Below are 22914 nucleotides of genomic sequence, written 5' to 3'. Positions count from 1 at the left end.
CGTTTTGAGTGGACAGAGAAAACGGAGATCGGGATTCTATGGTTTAGAATATGAAACGGACGATCCACAAAATTCTCCATAGGGACTCGAGGGAAACGTTCCCCATCGAATCCGAAAGCGTGGATCTGATCCTGACCTCTCCTCCGTATCCGATGATCGAAATGTGGGACGATCTGTTTTTCGGTTTTTCCTCCGAAATCAAAGAAACGTTCGCAACCGATCCACTTCTTTCCTACGAAAGAATGCATAACGAGCTCGATAAGGTTTGGAAAGAATCCTTCCGCGTTTTGAAGGACGGAGGATTTCTCGTGATCAACGTCGGCGACGCCACCCGAAACACAGCGTTCGGCTTCCGTATTTTTATGAATCACGCGAGAATTCTCCAGGGATGCAACGCGATCGGTTTCCAAAGTCTTCCCGGAATTCTTTGGAGAAAACAGACGAATTCTCCCAATAAGTTTATGGGTTCGGGAATGCTTCCGGCGGGCGCGTATGTGACCTTAGAACATGAGCATATTCTAATATTCAGAAAAAACAATAAACGGAAATTTCCGTCCAAAGCGGACAAACTTGCCCGCGCGGAAAGCGCGTTTTTTTGGGAAGAACGGAACTCCTGGTTTACGGACGTCTGGGATTTCAAGGGCAAAAAACAGGGTTTGAGTTCGTTGGCGGGTCGTGAAAGAAGCGCCGCATATCCGTTGGAACTTGCAAATCGAATCATTCTGATGTATTCCCTCAAAGGCGATCTCGTTTTGGATCCGTTTCTCGGAACGGGCACGACCGTTTGGGCGGCGCTTGGAAATTGCAGAAATTCGATCGGCTTCGAATTGGATTCCACTGTCCTGCTGGATCGTTTCAGCGATCTCCAAGCCCTTTCCGAAGAACTCAACGTCTTAGTCGAAAAAAGAAAAATCAATCACGATCGTTTCGTGCAAAGCAGACTAGACGAAGGAAAAGCGCTGCTCCATTTCAATCAAAATCTGCAAACTCCTGTCGTTACAAAACAGGAAAAGTTCTTAAATCTGGAAAGAATCTCCCGGCTTTTCCGCAACGATGCGGACGAGATCGAAGCGGAATATGCGCCCCTTCTTCAAACGGTTGCTCCTCCGCAACTGGATCCCGCACCGGCCGTACAGCCGTAGCAGTGTTCGTGGACCCGGATCTTTCTTTTTTCCAGAGCGCCGGCATCGTAGTCGCGTATGTTCTGCACGCTTCCTTCCAACTTCATATCCAACATCTGGTTGAAATCGCAGTCATACAATGTGCCGTCGCAACCTACGCTGAACGTATTCCTGCACATTACTCCCTGAGCCGCGATCGGATTGTAGGAAGTCACGAGCTTTTCCATATATCCGTCCAGATTTCCGCTTTCGATCAGATATTCCAAATATCTAGAAATCGGCATATTCGTAATCGTGAATAAAGAATTAAACCGAATTCCGAATTGTTTCTGAAGCGAGATTTTGAATTCGCGTTCGAGCGTCGCCTGTCCCCCGGGTAAAAAGGCGCCCGCGGGATTGTAGACGAGATTCAACACGAGTCCCGAATCGGGATCGCCGTAACCTACCGCATTCAATCGTTTCAGTGCTTCGATCGAACGATCAAAAACGCCGTCCCCTCTCTGTGCATCCGTTCTTCTTTTTTCAAAGTAAGGAAGACTGGATACGACCTCCACTTTTTGATCCGCGTAGAATTGCGGAAGATCCTTATAACGCTCGCCTGCAAGAAGAATCGTAAGATTGCACCGAACCATCACCTTCTTTCCGAGACTCCTAAGTTCGGATACGAGCCAACGAAATTCGGGATTCATTTCCGGCGCTCCGCCCGTGATATCGACCGTGGAAATCGGACTTACGGCAAGAACACTCAAACAATGAAGCATGATCTCCTTACTCATGATTTCTTTTCGATCCGGTCCTGCGTCCACGTGACAATGTTTGCAGGTTTGATTGCAAAGTTTTCCGAGATTCATCTGAAAGATTTCGGTCGTCACCGGACGCAACTCTCCGACTCCCGATTCGATCAGACGATCCGTAAAAGAAGGAAGATTCTTCCGTTTAAAAACTTCCTCTAAGATTTCGAACTGTTTTTCGGGAGAAACGAGTTCGCTTCCTCTGGACTGAAGGGATTTCAAGATGATTCTTCTCCGCTAACCGATCACATTCCCAGTTCTTTGACCTTATTCATCATCTGAACCGAATGAACGAGAGAAGCGCCGCCGCGGATCGCCGCCGCAACGTGAACCGCTTCCATCAAGCCGGCTTCGCTCACTCCTTTTTCCAAAGTATCGGTCGTATATGCGTCGATACAATAAGGACATTGAATCGCATGAGAAACGGCCAAAGCGATCAGGGACTTTTCACGCGCGGTCAAGGCTCCTTCCGCAAAAACGTCTCCATAGTAGTCGAAAAATTTTTTCGCAAGACCGGGTTGAAACTCACCGATGTTTCCGAATTTCTTGAGATCTTCGGGAACGTAATAGGATTCTTTAGACATATCGATTCCTTTTTTAAACTTTATAAAACTCTAATTTACCTTTTTCCATTTCAGCTCGCTGAGTCGGTCAGGATTGTTTCGATGGAAAGGTGAGATTGTTGCATTTTTCGCAGACTTCCTGCGGTATAATTCCCCATCGCATCAAATAACCGAAAACGAAACAACCGGCGCAAAAACCGACAAAGGATTCCAAACCGGAAAAGAATATCAGAATTCCGAGTACGATTTGAAACGCAAGAATCTGTCCCTGTAAGAGCAGAATCAGAGACGTTAGGCTAAACAGAAATCCGATCGACTGCGCAAAACGTTTCGGCGGTCCTGCGGTTTCACGGTTTCCCAAACCCAATAAGGGAACGATACCATGAATCGCGATCTTCGCAAAGAGAGAAAATTTCGGGCCGTATAAAACTCTCGCCGTAAATCCGTAGAGCAACGCGAGATTCAACCAAATCGATTGCGTCAATACGGTCGCGATCGTCAGAAAAAATACAAGTCCGGCGACCGATCTCGCGGCATATTCATTGACCGAATCGGGAAAACTACCTAGTTTAATCATAAGTCCACCATCCTCTTGGATAACGTCAGTCCTCTTCTTTAGACCTATCATTCAACCAGAATAATCACCTCCATTTCTGCAATAACTAAAAATTTTTACTATAACATTAAAAATTCTGTTATAACGGATTTAAGCTTGCTTTTTCGAAAATCGATTTTTCAATCGGCAAAATGAAATTGTTGGAACTCTTTTTTGATTCTAAATGATAGAAGGAAGAGATTTCCAGAAACAACGGAAAAACTATATGAAATCCAAATCGCTCTTTTACGCTTTAATACTTCTGGTTCCGACCCTGCTTTGGTCCCAAAAATCCGAATCTTGGATTTTAACTCCGGGAGAAGCGAAGGCGATTCTTACGGGCAGCCTCGTGCTGGACACAAGATCGCGTTCCGTATTTTACAGAGAACATATCAACGGGTCCCGTTCGGTGACTTGGGAAGAATTCTCCGTTTCGGAACTTCCTCACAAAGGAAATCTCCTCCCCCTCGACGTTCTTAAAAAGAAACTCGAAGCCTACGGGATCAGAAACGATCAACCCGTTCTCGTAATCAGCGAAACCAAAAACAATTGGGGTGAAGACGGAAGAATCGTGTGGATGCTGCGTTCGCTCGGACATCGCAACGCGTTTCTTGTCGACGGAGGTTACTCCGCCTTAAAACAGTTAGGCGTCTCCGTTTCCAATCAAGGCGAAGCCCAACAAGCCGGCTCGTTCAAGATTCAATTCGACTCGAATCTGAACGCGACTTCTTCCGAGATCAGATCCAATCTCAAAAACAAACGATACGTCTTTCTGGACACGAGAGAGGAGCGCGAATTCAAAGGCGAAACTCCCTACGGGGAAGCGAGAGGCGGTCATATACCCGGTGCCAAACATCTTTACTACAAGGTTTTGTTAAACGAAGACGGAATTCTTCTTCCCTCCGAGAAGATTTCCGAAAAGATCAAGGAACTTGGGATTTCCAGGGATTCGATCGTCGTTTCCTATTGCACGGGCGGAATTCGCTCCGCTTGGGTGACTGCGGTGTTGCGAAACGAAGGTTTCAACGCTAAAAATTACGCGGGTTCCATGTGGGAATGGTCCTCCGGAAACGAGAAGGAATATCCGCTGACCCTGAAATGAGCCGTTTTGATGATTTATATTTTTTGAATATTCTAAAATCCTATAGAACGGTCGCGATTATATTCGGAATTTCGACAACCGTTTCCTCCGTGTTTTTATGCAAAGGCTCCGCGCCAATCCTATCGGTGGAGGAACGGTTTCCCGGTAAACCCTGGGCTAAACCCGTGGAAGTATCGGAGGTCCTCTCCGGAATCGCGGGACTCACCGCCAAAGATTGCGGAAACTGTCATAAGGATCACTATGAAGAATGGAGAACGTCCACTCACGCGAATGCGTTCACAGATCTTCAGTTCCAATCCGAACTTACGAAACGGAATTCTCCGCGTTGGCTTTGTCTGAACTGTCATATTCCTCTTTCCGGTCAAAGAAGCGAAATCACAACCCATCTCAAAAACGGGGACGTCTTTCAGCCGATCACGGTTTCCAATCCGAAATTTAATCCGACATGGGAAAAGGAAGGGGTGAGTTGCGGGACCTGTCATTTAAAATCCGATCCGAACGGAAACACGTTCCTCATCGGACCTACGGGCGCTTCTACCGCTCCGCACCCGGTGGTAAAAAATCGCGAAGCCTTGCACGCCCGTTGCAACGATTGTCACAATCAGGATTATAGACTCGATTCTTCTCTTGTTTGTTACTTCAAAACGGGGGACGAATTTAAGGAAAGCGTTCACGCTGGTAAAGAGGACTGCGTTAGTTGTCACATGCCTTCGATCAAACGTAAGATCGTTCCGGATTCGTTTCCTCACGCAGAACGGGATTCTCATCGTCATACCTTTATAGGCGGCGGAGTTCCGAAGACGTTCGAACTTTTCGAACCTCAATGGAAAGGCGGATACAAATCCGGTTTGGAAATCGACGGTTTAGAATGGTCGAAAAAAGATTTTACTTCCGGTAAAATAGCCGTTCGACTCGATTTGGAGAACCGTTTTGCGGGCCATTCCGTTCCGACGGGAGATCCGGAAAGACATCTTCTGATCGAAGCGATTTTGTTAAACGAAGTCGGTTTGGAGATAGCGACGGAAACCGTTCGAATCGGCCAAACTTGGGAATGGTATCCGGAAGCGAAACTCGTGGCAGACAACCGGATTCGTTCGGGAGAAAAAAGGAAGATCGAACTTCTCCTCAAGTTTGATCCGAACAGAAATGCTCGTTTCGGAATCGTTCGAATCAAACATGTTCGTTTAACAAAAGAGAATTCGGAACACATGAGAAAGAACGCAAAAAAAGCTTCTCCGGAGATCGCCGCCAAGCTGAACAAAATCGAATCGTTTTATCCGTTCGCGAATCTGTTCTACGAATCGAAAACCGATCTGAATTCGGGAAAGACAGAACTTTCCACCCGGGAAACTCTATTCCGACTTTCTAAACAAGGCAAACTGTGAGTTCCCCGTCGGTCAGCGTCGTCATCCCCGCTCTCAACGAAGAAAAATCGATTCCGTTCGTTTTAAAGGATCTGCGTTCGATTCCGGGTTTGAACCTCCGAGAAATCATCGTGGTGGACAACGGTTCGATCGACGATACGAAAAATGCCGCCGCTTCAAACGGCGCTGTGGTTTTGCAGGAATCACAAAGAGGGTACGGAGCGGCGTGTTGGAAAGGTTTGGAAAGAATTTTCAACTCGCCTTCTCTTCCCGACTTGATCGCGTTCGTCGACGCGGATTACTCGGACTCGCCGAGCGAACTGATTCTTTTAACGCAGGCCCTGCTCGATCACAACGCGGATCTTGTGATCGGTTCGAGGGTTTTAGGAAATTCCCAAAAAGGATCTTTGATGCCGGTTCAACGTTTCGGAAATCGTTTGGCTACGACTCTCATTCGAATTCTATACGGTATGAAATTTACGGACCTCGGTCCTTTTCGAGTCATACGCTCGGATATTTTAAAAAAATTGAATATGCAGGATCGGAATTTCGGTTGGACTGTCGAAATGCAGATAAAGGCGGCTAAGTTGGGTTTGCGCTGCGTCGAAGTCCCCGTCAGTTATAAAAAAAGAATCGGAGTTTCCAAAGTAAGCGGAACGATCTCCGGTTCCATCCGAGCGGGTTGGAAAATTCTCTATACGATCGGAAAGCTGCACTCGAAATGAACTTCGAATTCGTTCGAGTGGGAAGCGTTCGTTTGATTCTGATCCTTTCGTTCGTTCCCATTCTTTGGTTTCAATATTTCGAACAACGCTCTCATTTTTTTCTTCTTTTGGCTGCTGTTCTTCCCGCGTTCATCTCGTATGTTTGGATTTTAGTTCGGGATCGCGATCGGAGATCTCTGGGCTTTTGGATCGGAATCGGTTTGATTTTACGAATCGCATTTTTGTTTTCCGATCCGATTCTTTCCGAAGACGTGTATCGTTTTTTATGGGACGGGCTTTTGATCCAAGAAGGTGTCTCTCCCTTTGCGTTTTTACCCAAAGAATTTCCGATCGACGTTTTCTCTCCGCAAGCCCGGAAACTCTCCGTCGAACTTCTGCAGTCGATGAACTCTCCCCAATTCTATTCGGTTTATCCGCCGATCCTGCAGTTTTTCTTTTTTCTTTCCGCAAAGACCATGCTCGTTTTCGGAAACGTGAAAGCGGGAATTCTTTTTTGGAAAACTACGCTTTTGTTAAGCGAATTCGGAGTGGTTTGGATTCTTTATAAGATTCTAATATACTACAAAATCGCTTCGGAAAAAATCCTGATCTATTGGCTGAATCCTCTCGTCCTTGCGGAAATTACCGGCAACGCGCATCCAGAATCCATCCTTGTTTTCTTTTTTGCGGGAACGCTGTATTCGTTTGCGCGCTGGCAAAACGAAAGTCGACTTCGGGATCTATTTTTTGCGAGCGCCTTTTTTCTTTGCGGAATTCTCGCCAAAATCACACCGTTGATTCTGGTTCCGTTTTTGATTTTTTCCATCGCGAACGGAAAACGATCGGATCCGCGTCGACAGGGGTTTTGGATTTCGGGGACGGCTCTCGCGGTTTGTGTCGCGCTTGCTTGGATCGGATTTTCCGTTTTTCCGGAACTGATCCAAAAACAAAAAACGTCGGGGTTGGGAGTTTTTTTTCAGCTCTTCGAATTCAACGGAAGCGTATATTACGTTTTACGGGAATTTCTGCGTCGGATCGGAGAGAATTTTTATGCGGCCGGAAAAATCTGCGGAGCGACCACGTTAGTCGCAATCTCTCTATTCTCCTTTTGGAAACGAAAGGAAGAAGGTCTTCAAAACGTATTTCGAACCGCGGAATCGATCTATTTGATCTTTCTGATTTTCTCGACCACGGTGCATCCTTGGTACATTCTCCCGTTAGTCGTTTGTTCGATTTTTTCCGGGAACATCTATCCGATCGTCTGGTCCTGTTTGATCTTCGTCTCGTATTCCGCCTATTCGGTGTTTCCTTACGAAGATTCGTTTTCCTGGTTGTGTTTTGAATACGGAATTCTATTCCTTTTTTTGCATATTGATTATAAACGAGGCGTATCGAAGAAGGACGAGTCATTTGCAAGGGATTAAGCGACCTCCGTAAGAATCGAAAGGGTCCGTTTTTTCATTTCTTTTCTCGAAACGCCCTCCCTTCTTCCTTGTTTAAAAAAACCTTTCATCTTTGACCCAAACGAACTTTCCTGTCCATATCGCCTTTTTTAGAGATCCGCAACAAACATGATTGATAAACTGATCCGCGCCTCCATTAAAAATAGAGCCCTGGTTTTGGTGCTGACCTTCATGGTTACCCTCGTGGGGATTTACAACGCATTCTATCTTTCCATCGACGCGATCCCCGACGTGACCAACGTTCAAGTTTCCGCGGTTACGGCTTCTCCCGGTCTTTCTCCTTTGGAAGTCGAGCAGTTCATCACGTATCCGATCGAAATGGAGTTTACCGGTCTTCCGAACGTCACCGAAATTCGTTCCATTTCGAGAACGGGCGTAAGTTCGGTGACTGTCATTTTCAAAGACGGGACAGATATTTATTTCGCGAGACAGCTCGTCAATGAACGGATCAAACAAGCGGAAGCCATCATTCCTCCCGGTTACGGAAGACCCGAACTTTCACCGATCGCAACGGGTCTCGGCGATATCTACGAGTTCGTATTAACGTCGGACAGACATTCTCCGGAAGAATTGCGGACGTACATGGATTGGGAACTCGCTCGTGAAGTGAAATCCGTGGAAGGAATCATCGACGTGAACATCATCGGCGGTCAGGTTCGTCAATATCAGGTCAAGATCGATCCGAGAAGACTCGCGGTTCACAACTTAACTCTATCACAAATTTATGATAAACTCGAATCCGCAAACCAGAACACGGGAGGCGGTTACATTTCCAAGAACGCGGAGCAGATCGTTATCCGCGGAGAAAGCCAATATAAATCCATCGCGGACTTGAAGAACACCGCGGTAACGACGGCCGGAGACGGGATCCCTCTTTTACTCGGTCAGATCGCGGAAGTGGAAATCGGTCCCGCGCTTCGTTTCGGTCTTATTACGAAAGATTCGAAGGGAGAAGTGGTCGGAGCTACTGCCATGATGCTCATGGGCCAAAACTCTCTCGAAGTCGTAAAACGTGTGAAGTTAAAAATTGAAACGATCAAAGAACGTCTTCCCCCCGGAATGAGAATCGAAACGTTCTACGATCGTTCGGAATTTATCGGAAGAACTCTCAGCACCATCTTTACCAATCTCGCGGAAGCCGCGGTCCTCGTCGTAATCGTTCTGATCGTCGCGCTCGGAACGGTGAAAGGCGCTCTTCTCGTCGCATTGGCGATTCCGATTCCGATGCTCGTCGCTACGATCTTTATGAACGCGTTCGGGATCGTGGGAAATTTGATGTCTCTCGGAGCGCTCGACTTCGGGTTGTTAGTCGACGGGACAATCGTGATGCTCGAATCGATCCTGCACGGGTTCATACTGAAAAAATCGTTCTACGATATGCAGACCAAACTCGAGGACAGAGAACTCGCAGCGGAAGAGATCATCACCGATGCCTGCGTTCGAGTGGGCCGCGCGGCGACATTCTCGGTCGCGATCATCATGCTCGTATATCTTCCTTTGATGAGTTTGGAAGGCGTGGAAGGAAGAATGTTCAAGCCGATGGCGATCACGGTCGCGCTCGCACTCGGAGCCGCACTTCTCTTCTCCTTAACGACGTTTCCGGCCGCGGCAAGCATTCTCTTCAAAAATCCGGTTTTTCATCACAGTAAATACTGGGACGTCATCACCGAAAAATACAAACTTCTTCTCGATTTCGGAATGGCTCGCAAGAAGGAATTCTGTTACGCAGGAGTCGGAATCGTCGTCTTCGCGCTGTTACTCGGTTCCACCTTGGGTTCCGAATTCTTACCGAGGATCGACGAAGGGGAAATCGCGATCGATATCAAACGTCTTCCTTCCACTGCGATCAACTATTCCAGAGACACGAATTCCGATATGGAAGCGGTCTTAAAAAAATTTCCGGAAGTCATCAGCGTCGTTTCCAAAATGGGACGAGGCGAATCCGCCGCGGAACCGATCGGAACGGACGAAGGCGAGTCGATGGTAAAACTCAAACCCCGCAAAGAATGGGTCACGGCCGATAATCGCGAAGAACTCATGAGCAAGATGAAGGATGAAATTCTCAAGTTCATTCCTTCGAGCACGATCAGTTTGTCGCAGCCGATCGAAAACAGAGTGAACGCGCTTCTCTCCGGATCGAAAGCCGACGTAGTAATTAAAATCTACGGAGACGATCTCGTCAAACTCAAGGACATCGCGGGTCAATTCGCCTCCAAACTCAAAGGAGTTCCGGGAGTCGCCGACTTGCGCGTTCAAAGAGTATTGGGACTTCCTCTTGTCGAAATCAAGGTCGATCGCGAAAACATGGCGCGTTACGGAGTACAGGCGGAAGAAATTCTTGCAACCGTCGAAGCGCTTCGTCTCGGAAGACAAACCGGAAAGGTGTTCGAAGGATTCAAACGATTCGATCTCGTCGTTCGTCTGAAGATCGACGCTACGGATTTGGAACAGGTGGAAAACATCCCCGTCTTTACTTCCTCCGGTTCCACCGTTCCTCTCGGTCAGGTTGCGGACATCAAACTCGTGGAAGGCCCGGCTGCGATTTACAGAGAATCGCTCAAACGAAGAATCATGGTCGAAACCAACATTCGAGGAAGAGATCTCGTCGGTTTCGTAAACGAAGCGCAGAAAGTCACCGAAGAAATCGAAAAGAATCTTCCACCCGGTTATAGAACGGATTGGGGCGGTCAGTTCGAAAACTTCACGCGAGCCAAAGAAAGATTGGCCCTGGTCGTTCCGATCGCGCTCGCGATCATCTTCTTTATGCTCATGGCCGCGTTCGGAAGCATCTACTACGCGTTAGGCGTCTTTATCGTGGTTCCCCTCGCGGTTTCGGGAGGAATCATCGGTCTCGTGTTCCGCGGACTTCCGTTTAGTATTCCGGCCGGGGTCGGGTTCATCGCGGTGAGCGGGATCGCGGTTTTAAACGGAGTCGTTTACGCTTCTACCCTTCGGGAAGAATTGGAAAAGGGAGCTTCGATCGCGGACGCTGTGTATCTCGCGGGAATTCATTCCTTACGTCCGGTAATGACGACCGAAGTTATCGCTGCGGTCGGATTTATTCCGATGGCGATTTCCACCATGGCAGGTGCGGAAGTGCAACGACCTCTTGCTACGGTCGTCATTTTCGGGGTCATCGTCGCGACGGTATTCTCCCGCGTTCTTCTTCCGATCGTAATGGAATATCTCTTGAACGTTTATGAAAGTCAGGAAAGAAGAAGATCCGCGAAACGAGAACTTCTCGAAAAACGCGCGTTCGGAAATCGGGAACAAACCTTCTCGCACGACAACAGCGAATGGATTTCGACTCACGCGGAAGCGCAGGAAATCCTAACCGAAGAAGAAGTGGAAGCAGAAGAGGATTCGAAAAAGAAAAAATCTTCCAAGCTCAAGAAAGGCAAGAAGAAGTAAACCGATCCCAAAGAAAAGGAGGATAAGATCCAGCCGTTGAATCGGCTTCATCCGTGATCGGATTTTTGCTGGAGTTCCTACATTTTAGAATCAAGAGAAACGTTTTCGTAGATGGACGAAAATAGGTCCGACAAACTTCTTTTTCTTCGATGCTAAAAAAAAGATCTTGATCTCGATTTGTTGCTGAGTCATATTCTGGAAGTATGATTTTTCATCCTCAATACATCATCGACGAAAAGGGAAAAAAAAATTCCGTTGTTCTTTCGATACAGGAATACAAAAAAATTTTAGAAAGTCTGCAAGAACTTGAGGACGTTCGTCTTTACGACGAGGTAAAAGCGAAACGGGAAAAATCGGTTCCGCTTCAAGAATTCTTAAAAGCAAGATCCGGTAAAAAGAACAAAAGACGGCACGTCTGAGTATTCCGTTCTTCTTACCAAATTCGCCGCGAAACAACTCGACAAACTTCCCGAAACAATCACCGATTCCTTGATTGAAATGATCCAGAGTCTCGCCAAAAATCCAAGACCGGTTGGGGCCAAAAAATTAAAAGGAAGAGAAGGATTTCGTGTGAGAAAGGGAGATTATAGAATTCTTTACGATATCGTGGATCGACAACTGATCGTTTATGTAATCGCAATCGGCCACAGAAAAGAGATCTACGAGAGGTAAGAGCGAGGTCCGAGTTAAAAAAGAGTCTTCGAGTACGCTGCGTTATCTTCGACTATCTCGCTTCCTAAGGGGACTACTGTCTTTGCTGCGCAAAGAGTCTTCGAGTACGCTACGCGTTCTTCGACTATCTCGCTTCCTAAGGGGCTTACTGTCTTTGCTACGCAAAGAGTCTTCGATTACGCTGCGCTATCTTCGACTATCTCGCTTCCTAAGGGGCGCTCGATAACCATAAAATCGGGTCAAAAAAGAGTTTTCGGTGAACTTTCCCCCTTCAGGATAGTTCCACAGGGGACATAGTCCCGTTCGGAGACTTCGATGTTAGCCCAAAAACCGATCGTATCACTTCTGGATCATAGCAAGGATCCGTTCAATCTCGCCATCGCAACCGCGAGAACTTGCTATTCATCGAAGGGAATTCTTCTGCCCTCCGATATGATCGCTTCGGAAAAATCGATCGAAATCCGAGACAGGGTCGCAAAGTCGACGAAGAAGGCCGGACATCTCACAACCCGTCAGCATCCTCAGTTTATCTTTACGCTCGACAAAGTCTCCCGACAATTCGTTTGGTCGTTTTTACACTCTCATCCCTTTTATAATTCCGAACAAGTTTCGCAAAGATATGTGGAAGTCAAAAAGGAGAATTACTACGTTCCGTCGGAACTCAGCGGGAAATTGTTGGAACTCTATATCGACGCGGTGGACTACGCAAGCCAAGCCTACTTCTCGTATACGGAAGCACTTCATCCGTTCATTCAAGAGGAATACTTTCAGATTTACAAGGCCCGCGCCAACTATCCCGACAAATGGCAGGCTCCGATCAAAAAGAAATGTCTCGAAGTGGCGCGTTATCTGCTACCGCTCGGAACGTACACCTATCTCTATCATTCCATCAACGGACTTACGCTGCATCGTTACTATCGACTGATGAATTCCTACGACGTACCTGACGAACAAAGGGCGGTCGTCACCGAAATGGTCAACCAAGTTCGGGCCGTCGATCCGTTGTATGCGGACGAGATGGACGATCCCCTTCCGTTGGAAGAAACGACCGAATACCGTTATTTCGAATCCGTTTTCGGCAACGGAAAACGGGAATTTCATCCGGAAACGGCAGCGGCTTTCGTAAAGGAATTCGACGACGAGCTCGGCGGAAAATATTCTAAACTCGTTTCCCATTCTTCGAACGGTCCCGAGATTCTCGCGCAGTCCGTACGATCTATATTAGGAATTCCTAAATCATCTTTGAGCGACGAAAACGCGATCGATCTCGTCCTCAATCCCGCAAAAAATCGCCACCTGACTTCCACCTTGAACGAAAGTTCCATGAGTCCGATCACGAGAGCCCTCTTCAACGTTCAGTATTCTTTCCAAAAAAGAATCTCTCACACCGCGGACAGTCAGGATCAAAGACATAGAATGGTTCCGGGCGGAAGACCGGTTCTCATGTCGCAATACGCGGGCGTTCCCGATTACATCACTCCTCTCGTGGTTCAAAAATATCCCGAACTTCAGGAAAAATACGATTCTTACCATAAGAATATTTTCGAAAAACTGAATCGTTTTCTGGAAGCCGGAGGTTCTCCCGAACACGGAACGTATCTTTTGCCGAACAGCTTTCCGATCCGTTTTTACGAAAGCGGCGACCTTCTCAATCTCCATCACAAATGGAGATCCAGAACCTGTTACAACGCGCAGGAAGAAATCTTCCAAGCCTCGGTCAACGAACTCACGGACGTGATGAAGGTCCATCCGCAAATCGCGAAGTGGATCAAGGCTCCTTGCTGGATCCGCCTTCAGGGAGAAGTGAAGCCGTATTGCCCGGAGGGCGATCACTACTGCGGAACCCAGGTCTGGAAACGGGAGTTATCCGAGTATTCCAGAGTGATCTAAAATTCTTTTCGAAAACCCTTCCTGCGGTTAGAATGGTCTGAAGTAGTATGAAACTCACAGTGACCGCAAACCGCACCGAAGAACTCGTTCGTTACAGAAGACAAATCCACAAACATCCGGAACTCCGCTATGAGGAGAATCAAACCGCGAGTTTCGTGATCGATCACTTAAAACGACTCGGCCTTACGTTTCAGGATAAAATCGCAAAAACCGGAGTCGTCTCGTTGATCGATTCCGGCAAACCGGGAAAGACTCTTCTCGTGCGCGCCGATATGGACGCCCTCCCGATCTTCGAAGAATCCCAAAAAGAATACAAATCCGTTCACGACGGCGTGATGCACGCCTGCGGTCACGACGCGCACACTTCGATCCTCATGGGCCTCGCAACCGAAATCAAAGAGGATATCCGTTCGATTCTCCCGAAAGGAAAAGTTTTACTCGTGTTTCAACCCGCGGAAGAAGGCGGCCAAGGCGCGGACAAAATGATCGAGGAAGGTATATTAGAAAAATATAACGTAGATGCGGCCCTCGCCCTGCACGTATGGAATCACATTCCGGTCGGAAAGGTGGGAGTCGTGGACGGTCCGATGATGGCAGCCGTCGACGAGTTTACGATCCGCATCTCGGGGATCAGCGGCCACGGAGCGATGCCGCAACACACGGTGGACCCAATCGTAGTCGGCGCACAAATCGTAAACGCGCTTCAAACAATCGTTTCCAGAAACACGGACCCGTTGGATTCCTGCGTCGTTACGGTGGGAAGTTTTCACGCGGGAAACGCATTTAACGTGATTCCCGAAACCGCCGAACTCAAAGGAACCGTAAGAACGTATTCCAAAAAGATGTTCGAAGAGGTTCCGGGCAAACTCGAACGAATCGTAAACGGAATCGTATCCGCGCTCGGCGCCAAAGCGGAGATTCATTACGAACGAACCAATCAACCCACGATCAACGAACCTTATATGGCAAACATCGTACGCAAGGCTTCGCAGAATATTCTCGGACCGGGAAGCGTAACGGAAGAAAACACGAAGTCCATGGGTGGAGAGGATTTCTCCGCGTTTTTGATGAAAGTGCCCGGTTGTTATTTTTTTGTGGGTTCGATGAACGAAGCCAAGGGTCTCGTGCATCCGCATCACAGCTCCAAGTTCGATATCGACGAGGACTCCCTTTCGATCGGACTCAGCGTCTTAAAGGAAGCGATCCGAATCTATTTGGAAGAAAACTGAGATTCTAAGTCGGAGCGGCTCCGGTCGCGCTCGACTTCGCGTTTTCAATCGCCTTTTTTACGGCGAGCGCGTTCGCGTGATCGGGAACGATCGTAATCGCCCGGTTTACGAGTTCTTCGGCGAGTTTAAAATTGCGCAGCGTTTTATACAGATCGGCCAGGTTGATGAGATTCCGGATATGATCCGGTTCCAGCGAGAACAATCGTTCTCCGACCGCGATCGCTTCCGCAAAGTGTTTGTTGATCTTGGAACAATACGAAAGATAATACAGATATTCGGAATGTTCCGGTTGAATGAACATCAATCGCTTGAAACAATTCTCCGCGCGCACGAACTGTTTTTCCTTGATATAACTTTTTCCGAGAAGCCAAAGCAGCTCCTCGTCCGCGATTCTTAATTTTTGCGCGCTTTCCAAAACCGCGATCGCCTTACCGGCTTCGTTCGCCTTTAAGAATTCCTTCGCGGTCTTGAGTTCATTTCGAAAATACGGGTCTTGGTCCTGGGAACCGTTTTCCAAAACGGGAATATACGAAATCTTTAATAGAGTAAAATCGTCAGTAAGTTCCCCTTGGTTTTCGATCAGCCTGCCGATCTCTCCCAGATCGGCTTCCGCCTCTTCGACTCTTTTGAGAAACGCCGTTTCATCCTCGTTCAGAATCCTCGAATCTCCGTCCATTCCCAAAAGAATATCATCTCTTCCGTCCGAACCGAGAATCAACACGTCGTTCTTTTCGAGTCGAAATTCCTGGATGGAAAACCAGGTTTCGTTTCCGGGAATACCGAGCTTTCTCAGATCGAGTTCGTCCGAGATGAAGCTCGCTTTCTTATCCCTGTATAAAACCGCGTTCGGATGTTCCGCGTTGATGAACAAAAGTCTTCCGGTCGATTCTTCCACAAGTCCTAAGATCGCGGAAATATACATCGAACCGTCGAAGGATTCGAAGATACTTTGTAATTCCTGAAAGGATCGTTTCAACCAAAGTTCGGGCGTCAAGGATCCGAGTTCGGTGTTTGCCGTTCTCGCAAGAATCGAATTGAACACGGTTCCCATCACGAGCGCCCCGCCCGCTCCTTGAATCGATTTTCCCATCGCGTCTCCGTTGACGAACGCGGTAAAACGGTTTTCACCGAGTTTGATATTCCCGGAGATATTGATGTCCCCGCCGATCTCATAGGTTCGGTTTTTGAATTCGAAAGACTTCTTTTGTTTCGTGAAAAATTCGGTCTTAACGGAAGCACTTCTGTTGTGGTTGGTCGAAAGCGGATTGATCAGCAAAGAAGTCAGAAAGTAATCCGCATCCTGTTGAACCTTCAGATGTTTGACCTCGGTCAAAGTGTCGTTCAGCTCCTGCGTTCTTTGGATCACCTTCTTTTCCAAATCCTCGTTCAACTCTTCGATGACTTGATTGAGTTTCACGTAGCGGTTCGCGAGAATCGTCGCAACGCTTACGATAAAAACGAAGAACGCGTAGCCTAAAAGCCTCGGGAACACGATGAGATTTCTAGTGGTCATCGCGTCGATCGTGGAAGCAACGACCACTACGGATACGGCGACGAGAATGAGAAGCGCGTCTTTTTTCCGTTCGATCAATCTTTTTACGAGATAATACAACATCAATCCGACGTACGGAAGATACAGGATCTGAACGACATTCTTATTCACGTTGCTATGGAGAATCATATCGTTCGTAAAAATATAGAAGAATGCGATTCCGATAAAAACCGCGTCGAGAACGTTGGTCAGCATCAATTTCGGAAACTTGAAATAAAAACGATTGAATCGATACGCGACCGGCATCATAAACGCGACCGCAATATATTCTATTTTCTTTAAGTAGATGAGATCGATTCCCGTATCGTATTTGGTCTGATTTCTGAGAAACTGGTAGATCACCAAAAGAATCGTAAAAAGTCCGTAATAAAAATTCTCTTTGCTGGACCGCTTCCGCAGATACAAAAACAGAAAGAAAAATCCTACCGTGGAATATACGATCAAAAATCCGAGTTTGATATATTCCGTATCGTAAAAGTCCTTATAGATGCTATGCGCGTTTCCGATCGCGGTCTTATCCTGTTCGATTCCGAGCTTTCCCGGAAAAAAACCGCGCACTTGGATGATAAGGATGTTCTCCGCACCTTTTCGGATCAATTTCGTAGGAATGGAATAGACTCGAATCTTATCATACGCTTGCGGAAGCGGTTCGTAAAATTTTCCGGTTTGTCCGATCAGCGTTCCGTTCAGATAGGTTTTATCTCGATCCGAAATCGTTCCCAATCGAACTGCGATCCCCGCGGTCGTCCAGCTCTTCGGTGCGATGAATTTTTTAATGAGAAATGCGGTATCGGTTCCCGGCTCCCGGAAGGTATACATTCCAGGAACCTTATAAGAAAAGGTTTCGAATGAAAAACTATGGTCCCCGGACAGATACGCCTTTGAAACGGAAATCGGATCGATCTCGCTCGCTGTGATCTCCCATTCGGATTCAAGGGAGGAATTCAAACTCGTAACGGTGTCAAAGGATTCAATTTTTTGAATAGACTTGGGCAGGATTTCTTTTTTCGCAAATAAACAGAACAGAACGACAAAGAGGAATAAAGCTCTGCGCGAAACGGAAAGAAAACGAAGGATTTTACGGAACGTTCTCGATTGGGACGAACGGTTCCCGATTGAAAAGTTATAAGTCGACATTCAAAGAACACTCTCCCGCATAAACGACTCCGAAAAACCGAACCAACGAACGATTGTCCGCGGCGATCGTAAATTTCATAAAAAACCTTCGCCCAAAAGCGACTAAGCAAAAGGTAGTATTTGCGAGAAAATATTTATATATTAGCAAGTTGTAAAGAATCCATGCGAAATCCCGCTTGCTCTTGCCATAAATTTCGAGAAGCCGCTAAGAGCAAGTAGAATTTAAAGCGACACAGTCGTGATGTCGTTTCAAAAATCAGATTTCAGTTTCGAGTGAATTTTTGACCTGAATGGCCTTGGCGTTGTGGGGATCCAATACGAGAGCTTTTTTCACGTACGTAATTGCACGATCCTGAATATTCATTATTTTATATATATCGGCAAGATTGATTAGATTCCTGATATACAGTGGATCGGCGGAATAAGCCTTTTCCCCGGTCTCTGCGGCCTTTTGATAGAATTTCAGCATTTTGTAACACAGGGAGATATGATAGAGACATTCGGCGGATTCCGGATTTTCGGATAAAAGGGTTTCCCAATAACCGACCGACTTTGCGTAATCTTTTTCTTTGAGATAATATCTTCCGAGGATTTTTAAAACCGTTTCTCCTTTCGGATTGAGCTCGAGCGCTTGCTCCAAAAGATCCAATCCTTCCCGAACCCTGTTGTTCTGTAAAAAGGAAGTTCCTCGTTTCAATACGTCCTCGTAAGAACGGGATCGAAACGAATCCGCGGGCGCGGAAGTCCCGTTTTTCCCCGGATGATACGTGATCTTTAAAAGCGTCAGGTCGTCGACAAGACCTCCGAACTTTAAGATTCGATCATATACTTCCCGAAGATCTCCGTATCCTTCCTCAACTCTTTTTAAGAATTGATTCTGATCCTCGTTGATGATCCGATCCTCTTCGTTTCCGATCAAAAGATCGTCCCTTCCGTCCGAGCCGATCACGATCGTATCCCCCGGAAGCATTTGAAAATTCTTAATAACGAGATGCTGTTCGTTTTCGGGAATACCGATTTTCCGAAGGGTCAACTCCTCTTCGATATAGGATGCGACTCCGTCGCGATACAAAACCGTCCAAGGATGTTCCGCGTTGATATAATACAAAAGCCCGGTATCTTCTTCCACCAAACCTAGAACGATCGAAATATACATGGAACCGTCGAAGGACTCGAAAATTTTCTGAAGTTCCAGAAAGGCTTCTTCCAACCACTTCTCCGGTTTTTTATCCTTTTGCGTCGGAATCCCGGAACGGGTTAGAATCGTATTGAATACGGTTCCCATTACGAGCGCTCCTCCCGCTCCTTGAATGGATTTTCCCATCGCGTCTCCGTTGACAAAGACGACGTATTTTTTTCCGCGAAGTTCCACGTTACCCGAAATCAAGATGTCCCCGCCGATCTCGTATGTCTTATTCTTAAACTCGAAGGATTTCTTTTGTTTCGTATAAAATTCGGTTTTTATAATATCGCTCGTATTCCGGTTCGAAGAAAGCGGATTGATGAGTAAAGAAGTCAGAAAGTAATCCGCGTCCTGTTGAACCTTCAAACGGTTGACCTGTTCCAAGGAGAGTTTTAATTCTTCCGTTCTTTGTTCGACCTTCTTTTCCAGGCTTTCGTTGAGTTCCTCGACCTCTTCGTTCAAACGAACGAATTTGTTCGCGAGAATCGTCGCGATGCTCAAGATAAAGAATAGAAACGCGTAACCGAGAATTCTCGGAAATACGATGATGTTTCTCGCACCGAGCGTGTCTAAAACGACGGCGAATACGGTGATCAACACTCCTCCCAGAATAAATAGAGCGTCCCGATCCTTTTGAATCATACGTTGAATCAGATAATATAAAACCATCCCCACATACAGGATCCATCCGTATTGAACCACGTGTTTGTTCAGAAGATTGTAATGAATCACGTTGTTCGAAACGAAATAAAAGAGCGTAAAAAAGACATACGACACGTCGAGGACGTTCAGCAGAATATTCCGGGAAAACTTAAAATAAGCCCGTATAAAGTTCGCAAAGATCGGAACCAAGATCGTCAGAATGATATATTCCGCCTTTTTCATATAGATGAACTCGATTCCGAGGTCGTATTTGACCTGATTTCTGCAGAATTGATAAACGACAAGGAGAAGCGTAAACAAACCGTAGTATAGATTCTCCTTGTCGGTTCGGCGTCTCACGTAGAGGAAAAGGAAATAACCGCCCACGGTGAGATAAATCATCAATAAGAAAATCTTAATATATTCCGCGCGCAGAAGTTCCTTTTGAACGAGGGAAGCGTCGCCGATCGCGGTCCGATCCTGTTCGATTCCCACCTCGTATCGAAAGAATTTTTTGACTCGGATCACGAGAATGTTCGGTTTTCCTTTGCGGATCAGTTCGTTCGGAATCGAATAGATTCGAATCTTATCGTATGCCTGGGGCAAAACCGAATTCATATCTCCCGTTTCGCCGATCAACACTCCGTTGAGATACGCTTTGTCCTTATCGGTGATCATCCCCAAACGAACCGCAATCGCGGCCGCTTTCCATTCTTTCGGAGCGATGAATTTCTTAACGATGGTTACGTTTTGGAGGGACTCGTTCGGAAGTTTATACACGCCGGGAGGCGAATACGGCAAAAAAGGAATCTTGTCAAAATCCTTCTTTCCTTCCAAATACGAATGCGAAAAAGATACGGGGTCGATCGACTCAAGCGTGATCTCCCATTTGTGTTCCTTGGAAGAATCTAAACTGACGATTCCGTCTAACGAGGGGATGGTTTGGATCGATTCCGAAGAGAGGGAAATTGTAACAAAAAAAGAAAGTAGAATGGAAAGAAGATAAAAATACAAGTTTCCTGGAACCTCAAGAAACGATACAACTAACGTTTCTCGCGGTTTCGACAAGGAAAAAAAGAGTTTTTTAAGAAAGATCGTTGTCGTTTAATAAAAAAGGAATTCCTCTTTCGTCGTATTTAGAACGATCGAAACGTAAAACTTGCGTTCAACGGGATTATCCTCTCTTTCTTGACTCGATCTCTTCGATTTCTTTCGGAATCATGGACGTTAAGTTCACAGGAGTCGCGCCTTGCACGAGAACGTCGTCTTCGATTCGGATTCCGATCCCGCGAAACCTTTCCGGAATCGTTTCGTCCGAAGGATCGAAATACAACCCGGGTTCGATCGTAATCACCTGACCGTTCTCCAGTTTTTTCGAAGTTCCGTCCTGATAATACGTTCCCACGTCGTGAACATCCATCCCGAGATAGTGACTCGTTCTATGCATATAATATTTTTTGAATGTTCCTTGTTCCAATACGGATTCGACGTTTCCTTCGAGCAACTTCAAATCCAATAAACCTTCCACGAGCGTTTTGACGGCCTGATTGTGGATCGCGACGAACTCGGTTCCTTCCTTCGTGTTTGCGACCGCTTCTTTTTGTGCCTTCAATACGACTTCGTAAACGGCTTTCTGCTCCGCGGAGAATTTTTTACCCACCGGAAAATTTCTGGTTACGTCCGCAGTGTAATACCCTTTTTCCGCGCCGCTGTCCACGAGCACGAGTTCTCCTTCGTTCAACTGACAGTTGTTAGACGTATAGTGAAGGATCGTGGCATTCTTCCCTCCGGCTACGATATGTCCGTAACCTCCGCCCCAGGCTCCGTGTTTTAAGTATTCCGATTCGAGGATCGCTTCGAGTTCGTATTCGAACATTCCCGGTTTGGATTCGCGCATCAATCGATCGTGACCGAGAGCCGTGATTCTCGCCGATTCCTGGAGCGCCTCGACTTCGAGAGGAGATTTGAACATTCGCATCCAGTGGAGAAAATCGGGAGATTCGATTCTTCTCGGACCGAATTTTCCCTCTCTCGATCTTTGATTGAGGGAATAGATCCATTCGATGAGTTTGGAATCCCGAACGAGATTCTTTCCGAAAAAATGATACAGAGTGTGCTGATTGAGGAGGATCTCGTCGAGTTTGGATTCCCATTCGGTCGTATCGAAGGATTCGTCCAAACCTAAAAGATTCTTTGCCTGTTCCTTTCCGATCCGAATCCCGGTCCAGATCTCCTTTTCCTTGTCCTTAGGAAGAACGAAGATGGATTTATAAGAATTTTTTAATATTAGAATTCCGTCGGATTCGTCCAGACCCGTGAGATAATAATAATCCGAATCCTGACGAAACTTATAGTCCACGTCCCGATTTCGGATTAAATGAGAGGCCGCAAAAACGATCAGAACCTCCCCTTCTTTGAGTCTTTTCTGTACGTCTGCGATTCTTTGTTTGTACGGATTCTGATTCATTTGGAAAACCCTTTTACTAATTGGACGGACGTTTCGAACAGTTTGTCCGTATCCTGTTCCTTCATACAGCGAAAATGTCCTTCGGGACAAACCCTTCCTCCGTGAATTCCGCAGGGACGACAATACAAACCTTGGATCTCGGAGATATAGAAAGAATCCGAAAGCGGAGTATAACCGAAATCGGGTACGGTCGCACCGAAGACGGCTAACGTGGGAATGTTGAACGCGGAGGCGAAATGGATCGGGGATGAATCGTTGCTGACCATCAAGGCCGCTTTGGACACGAGAAAGGACAACTCGGGAAGATTGGTTTTCCCCGCAAGATTGATCGCGTAACCGGCTCCCACTTGTTCGCAGAGTTCCACGTCGGCTTTGGAACCGATGAGTACTACCTTCTTGCCGGATTCTTTTGCAAGACGTTCCCCTAAGACGCGGAACTTGGAAGCGGGCATACGTTTGGTTTCCCAGACGGAACTAGGAGCGAGCAACACGAAGTTTCCCGGTTCGAGTCCGTTCTCTTTCATCAAAACCCGCACGCGGAACACGGATTCTTCTCTCCAAAAAAGTTCGGGGCGTTTCGGAATTTTGGAAACTTCTTCCTTGTCGTATAACAACGAGAAAAGTTTTTCCACCTCGTGCATTCCGTGGATCGGTCTCGGAATTTTTCGAGTGAGTAAAAAGGAGAATCCGGCGGATTCGTAACCGATTCGCACCTTGGCTCCGCTCGCAAATCCGATCAGAGTCGATCGAAAGGAAAAATGCGGGAGAAGACAAAGCGTATAACGTTCCTTTCGGAGTCCGAACAGAAAGGAGAAAAATTTCCAAAGGGATTTCTTAAATTCCTTTTTATCGAGAGGAATCAATCGATCGATATGAGGATTCGCCTCGAGTACCGCCTCGGTTCCCTTGTTGACGAGAACCGTCAGATGGGAATTCGGATATTTCTTTTTCACTTCCCGAAAGAAGGAAGTCGTTAAGATCAGATCGCCTAAGAACGCGGTCTGAATCAGCAATATTTTTTCATTCAC

At 46.8% G+C, this 22914-nt stretch carries 16 protein-coding genes and 2 pseudogenes; 10 read left to right on the top strand and 8 right to left on the bottom strand.

The window, feature by feature from the left end; genetic code table 11:
• Window positions 1-50 precede the first annotated feature (50 nt).
• Window positions 51-1142, top strand: coding sequence for a DNA-methyltransferase (locus tag DLM76_RS12580; protein WP_118965411.1), 1092 nt, complete (start codon window positions 51-53; stop codon window positions 1140-1142).
• Here DLM76_RS12580 and arsS read toward each other — a convergent pair.
• The 3 genes from arsS to DLM76_RS12565 all read right to left on the bottom strand — a co-directional run bounded on the left by arsS (window position 1091) and on the right by DLM76_RS12565 (window position 3052).
• Window positions 1091-2134, bottom strand: a complete 1044-nt coding sequence (gene arsS, locus DLM76_RS12575; protein ID WP_118965410.1) for an arsenosugar biosynthesis radical SAM (seleno)protein ArsS — start codon at window positions 2132-2134, stop codon at window positions 1091-1093. The two genes, DLM76_RS12580 and arsS, sit on opposite strands and share 52 nt — an antisense overlap.
• A gap of 23 nt (window positions 2135-2157) precedes the next feature.
• Entirely contained in the window at window positions 2158-2496 is a 339-nt protein-coding gene (locus tag DLM76_RS12570; protein WP_118955953.1) for an arsenosugar biosynthesis-associated peroxidase-like protein, read from the bottom strand.
• A gap of 67 nt (window positions 2497-2563) precedes the next feature.
• Complete coding sequence (locus DLM76_RS12565) at window positions 2564-3052, bottom strand: DUF4395 domain-containing protein (RefSeq protein ID WP_118955954.1); 489 nt, start codon at window positions 3050-3052, stop codon at window positions 2564-2566.
• A gap of 244 nt (window positions 3053-3296) precedes the next feature.
• Between DLM76_RS12565 and DLM76_RS12560 the strand changes: the two genes are divergently transcribed.
• From DLM76_RS12560 to DLM76_RS12520, 9 genes and pseudogenes are all read left to right on the top strand, one after another.
• Complete coding sequence (locus DLM76_RS12560; RefSeq protein WP_158586388.1) at window positions 3297-4172, top strand: sulfurtransferase; 876 nt, start codon at window positions 3297-3299, stop codon at window positions 4170-4172.
• Window positions 4169-5557, top strand: coding sequence for a multiheme c-type cytochrome (locus DLM76_RS12555; RefSeq protein WP_158586387.1), 1389 nt, complete (start codon window positions 4169-4171; stop codon window positions 5555-5557). The genes DLM76_RS12560 and DLM76_RS12555 overlap by 4 nt, the downstream gene beginning before the upstream one ends.
• Entirely contained in the window at window positions 5554-6261 is a 708-nt protein-coding gene (locus DLM76_RS12550; protein WP_118955957.1) for a glycosyltransferase family 2 protein, read from the top strand. Before DLM76_RS12555 ends, DLM76_RS12550 begins: the two co-directional genes overlap by 4 nt.
• Entirely contained in the window at window positions 6258-7664 is a 1407-nt protein-coding gene (locus tag DLM76_RS12545) for an MptA/MptB family glycosyltransferase (RefSeq protein ID WP_118965407.1), read from the top strand. Before DLM76_RS12550 ends, DLM76_RS12545 begins: the two co-directional genes overlap by 4 nt.
• A 147-nt stretch (window positions 7665-7811) precedes the next feature.
• Window positions 7812-11114 carry an efflux RND transporter permease subunit gene (locus DLM76_RS12540; RefSeq protein ID WP_118965406.1) on the top strand — a complete coding sequence of 1101 codons (3303 nt, stop codon included), beginning with the start codon at window positions 7812-7814 and terminating at the stop codon, window positions 11112-11114.
• Window positions 11115-11317: 203 nt separating this feature from the next.
• Window positions 11318-11533 (top strand): RelB antitoxin-like protein, encoded by a 216-nt coding sequence (locus DLM76_RS12535; RefSeq protein WP_118955960.1) that lies wholly within the window; start codon window positions 11318-11320, stop codon window positions 11531-11533.
• A gap of 19 nt (window positions 11534-11552) precedes the next feature.
• Window positions 11553-11786, top strand: a pseudogene (locus tag DLM76_RS12530) (type II toxin-antitoxin system RelE family toxin); the annotation flags it as partial.
• Between the two features lie 315 nt (window positions 11787-12101).
• On the top strand, window positions 12102-13676 hold the full coding sequence (locus DLM76_RS12525; protein WP_118965405.1) for an FAD-dependent thymidylate synthase: 1575 nt from the start codon (window positions 12102-12104) through the stop codon (window positions 13674-13676).
• Window positions 13677-13723: 47 nt separating this feature from the next.
• On the top strand, window positions 13724-14905 hold the full coding sequence (locus tag DLM76_RS12520) for a M20 metallopeptidase family protein (RefSeq protein WP_118965404.1): 1182 nt from the start codon (window positions 13724-13726) through the stop codon (window positions 14903-14905).
• 4 nt (window positions 14906-14909) lie between these two features.
• Here DLM76_RS12520 and DLM76_RS12515 read toward each other — a convergent pair whose 3' ends face one another.
• The 5 genes and pseudogenes from DLM76_RS12515 to DLM76_RS12500 all read right to left on the bottom strand — a co-directional run bounded on the left by DLM76_RS12515 (window position 14910) and on the right by DLM76_RS12500 (window position 22914).
• Window positions 14910-17405, bottom strand: coding sequence for a SpoIIE family protein phosphatase (locus DLM76_RS12515; protein ID WP_241548241.1), 2496 nt, complete (start codon window positions 17403-17405; stop codon window positions 14910-14912).
• A gap of 445 nt (window positions 17406-17850) precedes the next feature.
• Window positions 17851-18291: a tetratricopeptide repeat protein gene (locus DLM76_RS21900; protein WP_346725443.1), complete on the bottom strand. Its 441-nt coding sequence runs from the start codon at window positions 18289-18291 to the stop codon at window positions 17851-17853.
• A 42-nt stretch (window positions 18292-18333) separates the two neighbouring features.
• Window positions 18334-20487 (bottom strand): annotated as a pseudogene (locus DLM76_RS12510) (SpoIIE family protein phosphatase); the annotation flags it as partial.
• 106 nt (window positions 20488-20593) lie between these two features.
• Window positions 20594-21886, bottom strand: coding sequence for an aminopeptidase P N-terminal domain-containing protein (locus DLM76_RS12505; protein ID WP_118965401.1), 1293 nt, complete (start codon window positions 21884-21886; stop codon window positions 20594-20596).
• Entirely contained in the window at window positions 21883-22914 is a 1032-nt protein-coding gene (locus DLM76_RS12500; protein ID WP_118965400.1) for a glycosyltransferase family 9 protein, read from the bottom strand. The genes DLM76_RS12505 and DLM76_RS12500 overlap by 4 nt, the downstream gene beginning before the upstream one ends.

The sequence above is a fragment of the Leptospira yasudae genome (genome assembly GCF_003545925.1).
GTDB classification, from domain to species: domain Bacteria; phylum Spirochaetota; class Leptospiria; order Leptospirales; family Leptospiraceae; genus Leptospira; species Leptospira yasudae.
Note: the sequence above shows the minus strand (reverse complement) of the source record. Positions and strands in the feature narration are given on the sequence as shown.

Coding starts and splice junctions, on each gene's coding strand:
- DLM76_RS12580 (WP_118965411.1), top strand. CDS start 51: ATGAAACGGACGATCCACAAAATTCTCCATAGGGACTCGAGGGAAACG.
- DLM76_RS12570 (WP_118955953.1), bottom strand. CDS start 2,496: ATGTCTAAAGAATCCTATTACGTTCCCGAAGATCTCAAGAAATTCGGA.
- DLM76_RS12565 (WP_118955954.1), bottom strand. CDS start 3,052: ATGATTAAACTAGGTAGTTTTCCCGATTCGGTCAATGAATATGCCGCG.
- DLM76_RS12560 (WP_158586388.1), top strand. CDS start 3,297: ATGAAATCCAAATCGCTCTTTTACGCTTTAATACTTCTGGTTCCGACC.
- DLM76_RS12555 (WP_158586387.1), top strand. CDS start 4,169: ATGAGCCGTTTTGATGATTTATATTTTTTGAATATTCTAAAATCCTAT.
- DLM76_RS12545 (WP_118965407.1), top strand. CDS start 6,258: ATGAACTTCGAATTCGTTCGAGTGGGAAGCGTTCGTTTGATTCTGATC.
- DLM76_RS12540 (WP_118965406.1), top strand. CDS start 7,812: ATGATTGATAAACTGATCCGCGCCTCCATTAAAAATAGAGCCCTGGTT.
- DLM76_RS12535 (WP_118955960.1), top strand. CDS start 11,318: ATGATTTTTCATCCTCAATACATCATCGACGAAAAGGGAAAAAAAAAT.
- DLM76_RS12525 (WP_118965405.1), top strand. CDS start 12,102: ATGTTAGCCCAAAAACCGATCGTATCACTTCTGGATCATAGCAAGGAT.
- DLM76_RS12520 (WP_118965404.1), top strand. CDS start 13,724: ATGAAACTCACAGTGACCGCAAACCGCACCGAAGAACTCGTTCGTTAC.
- DLM76_RS12505 (WP_118965401.1), bottom strand. CDS start 21,886: ATGAATCAGAATCCGTACAAACAAAGAATCGCAGACGTACAGAAAAGA.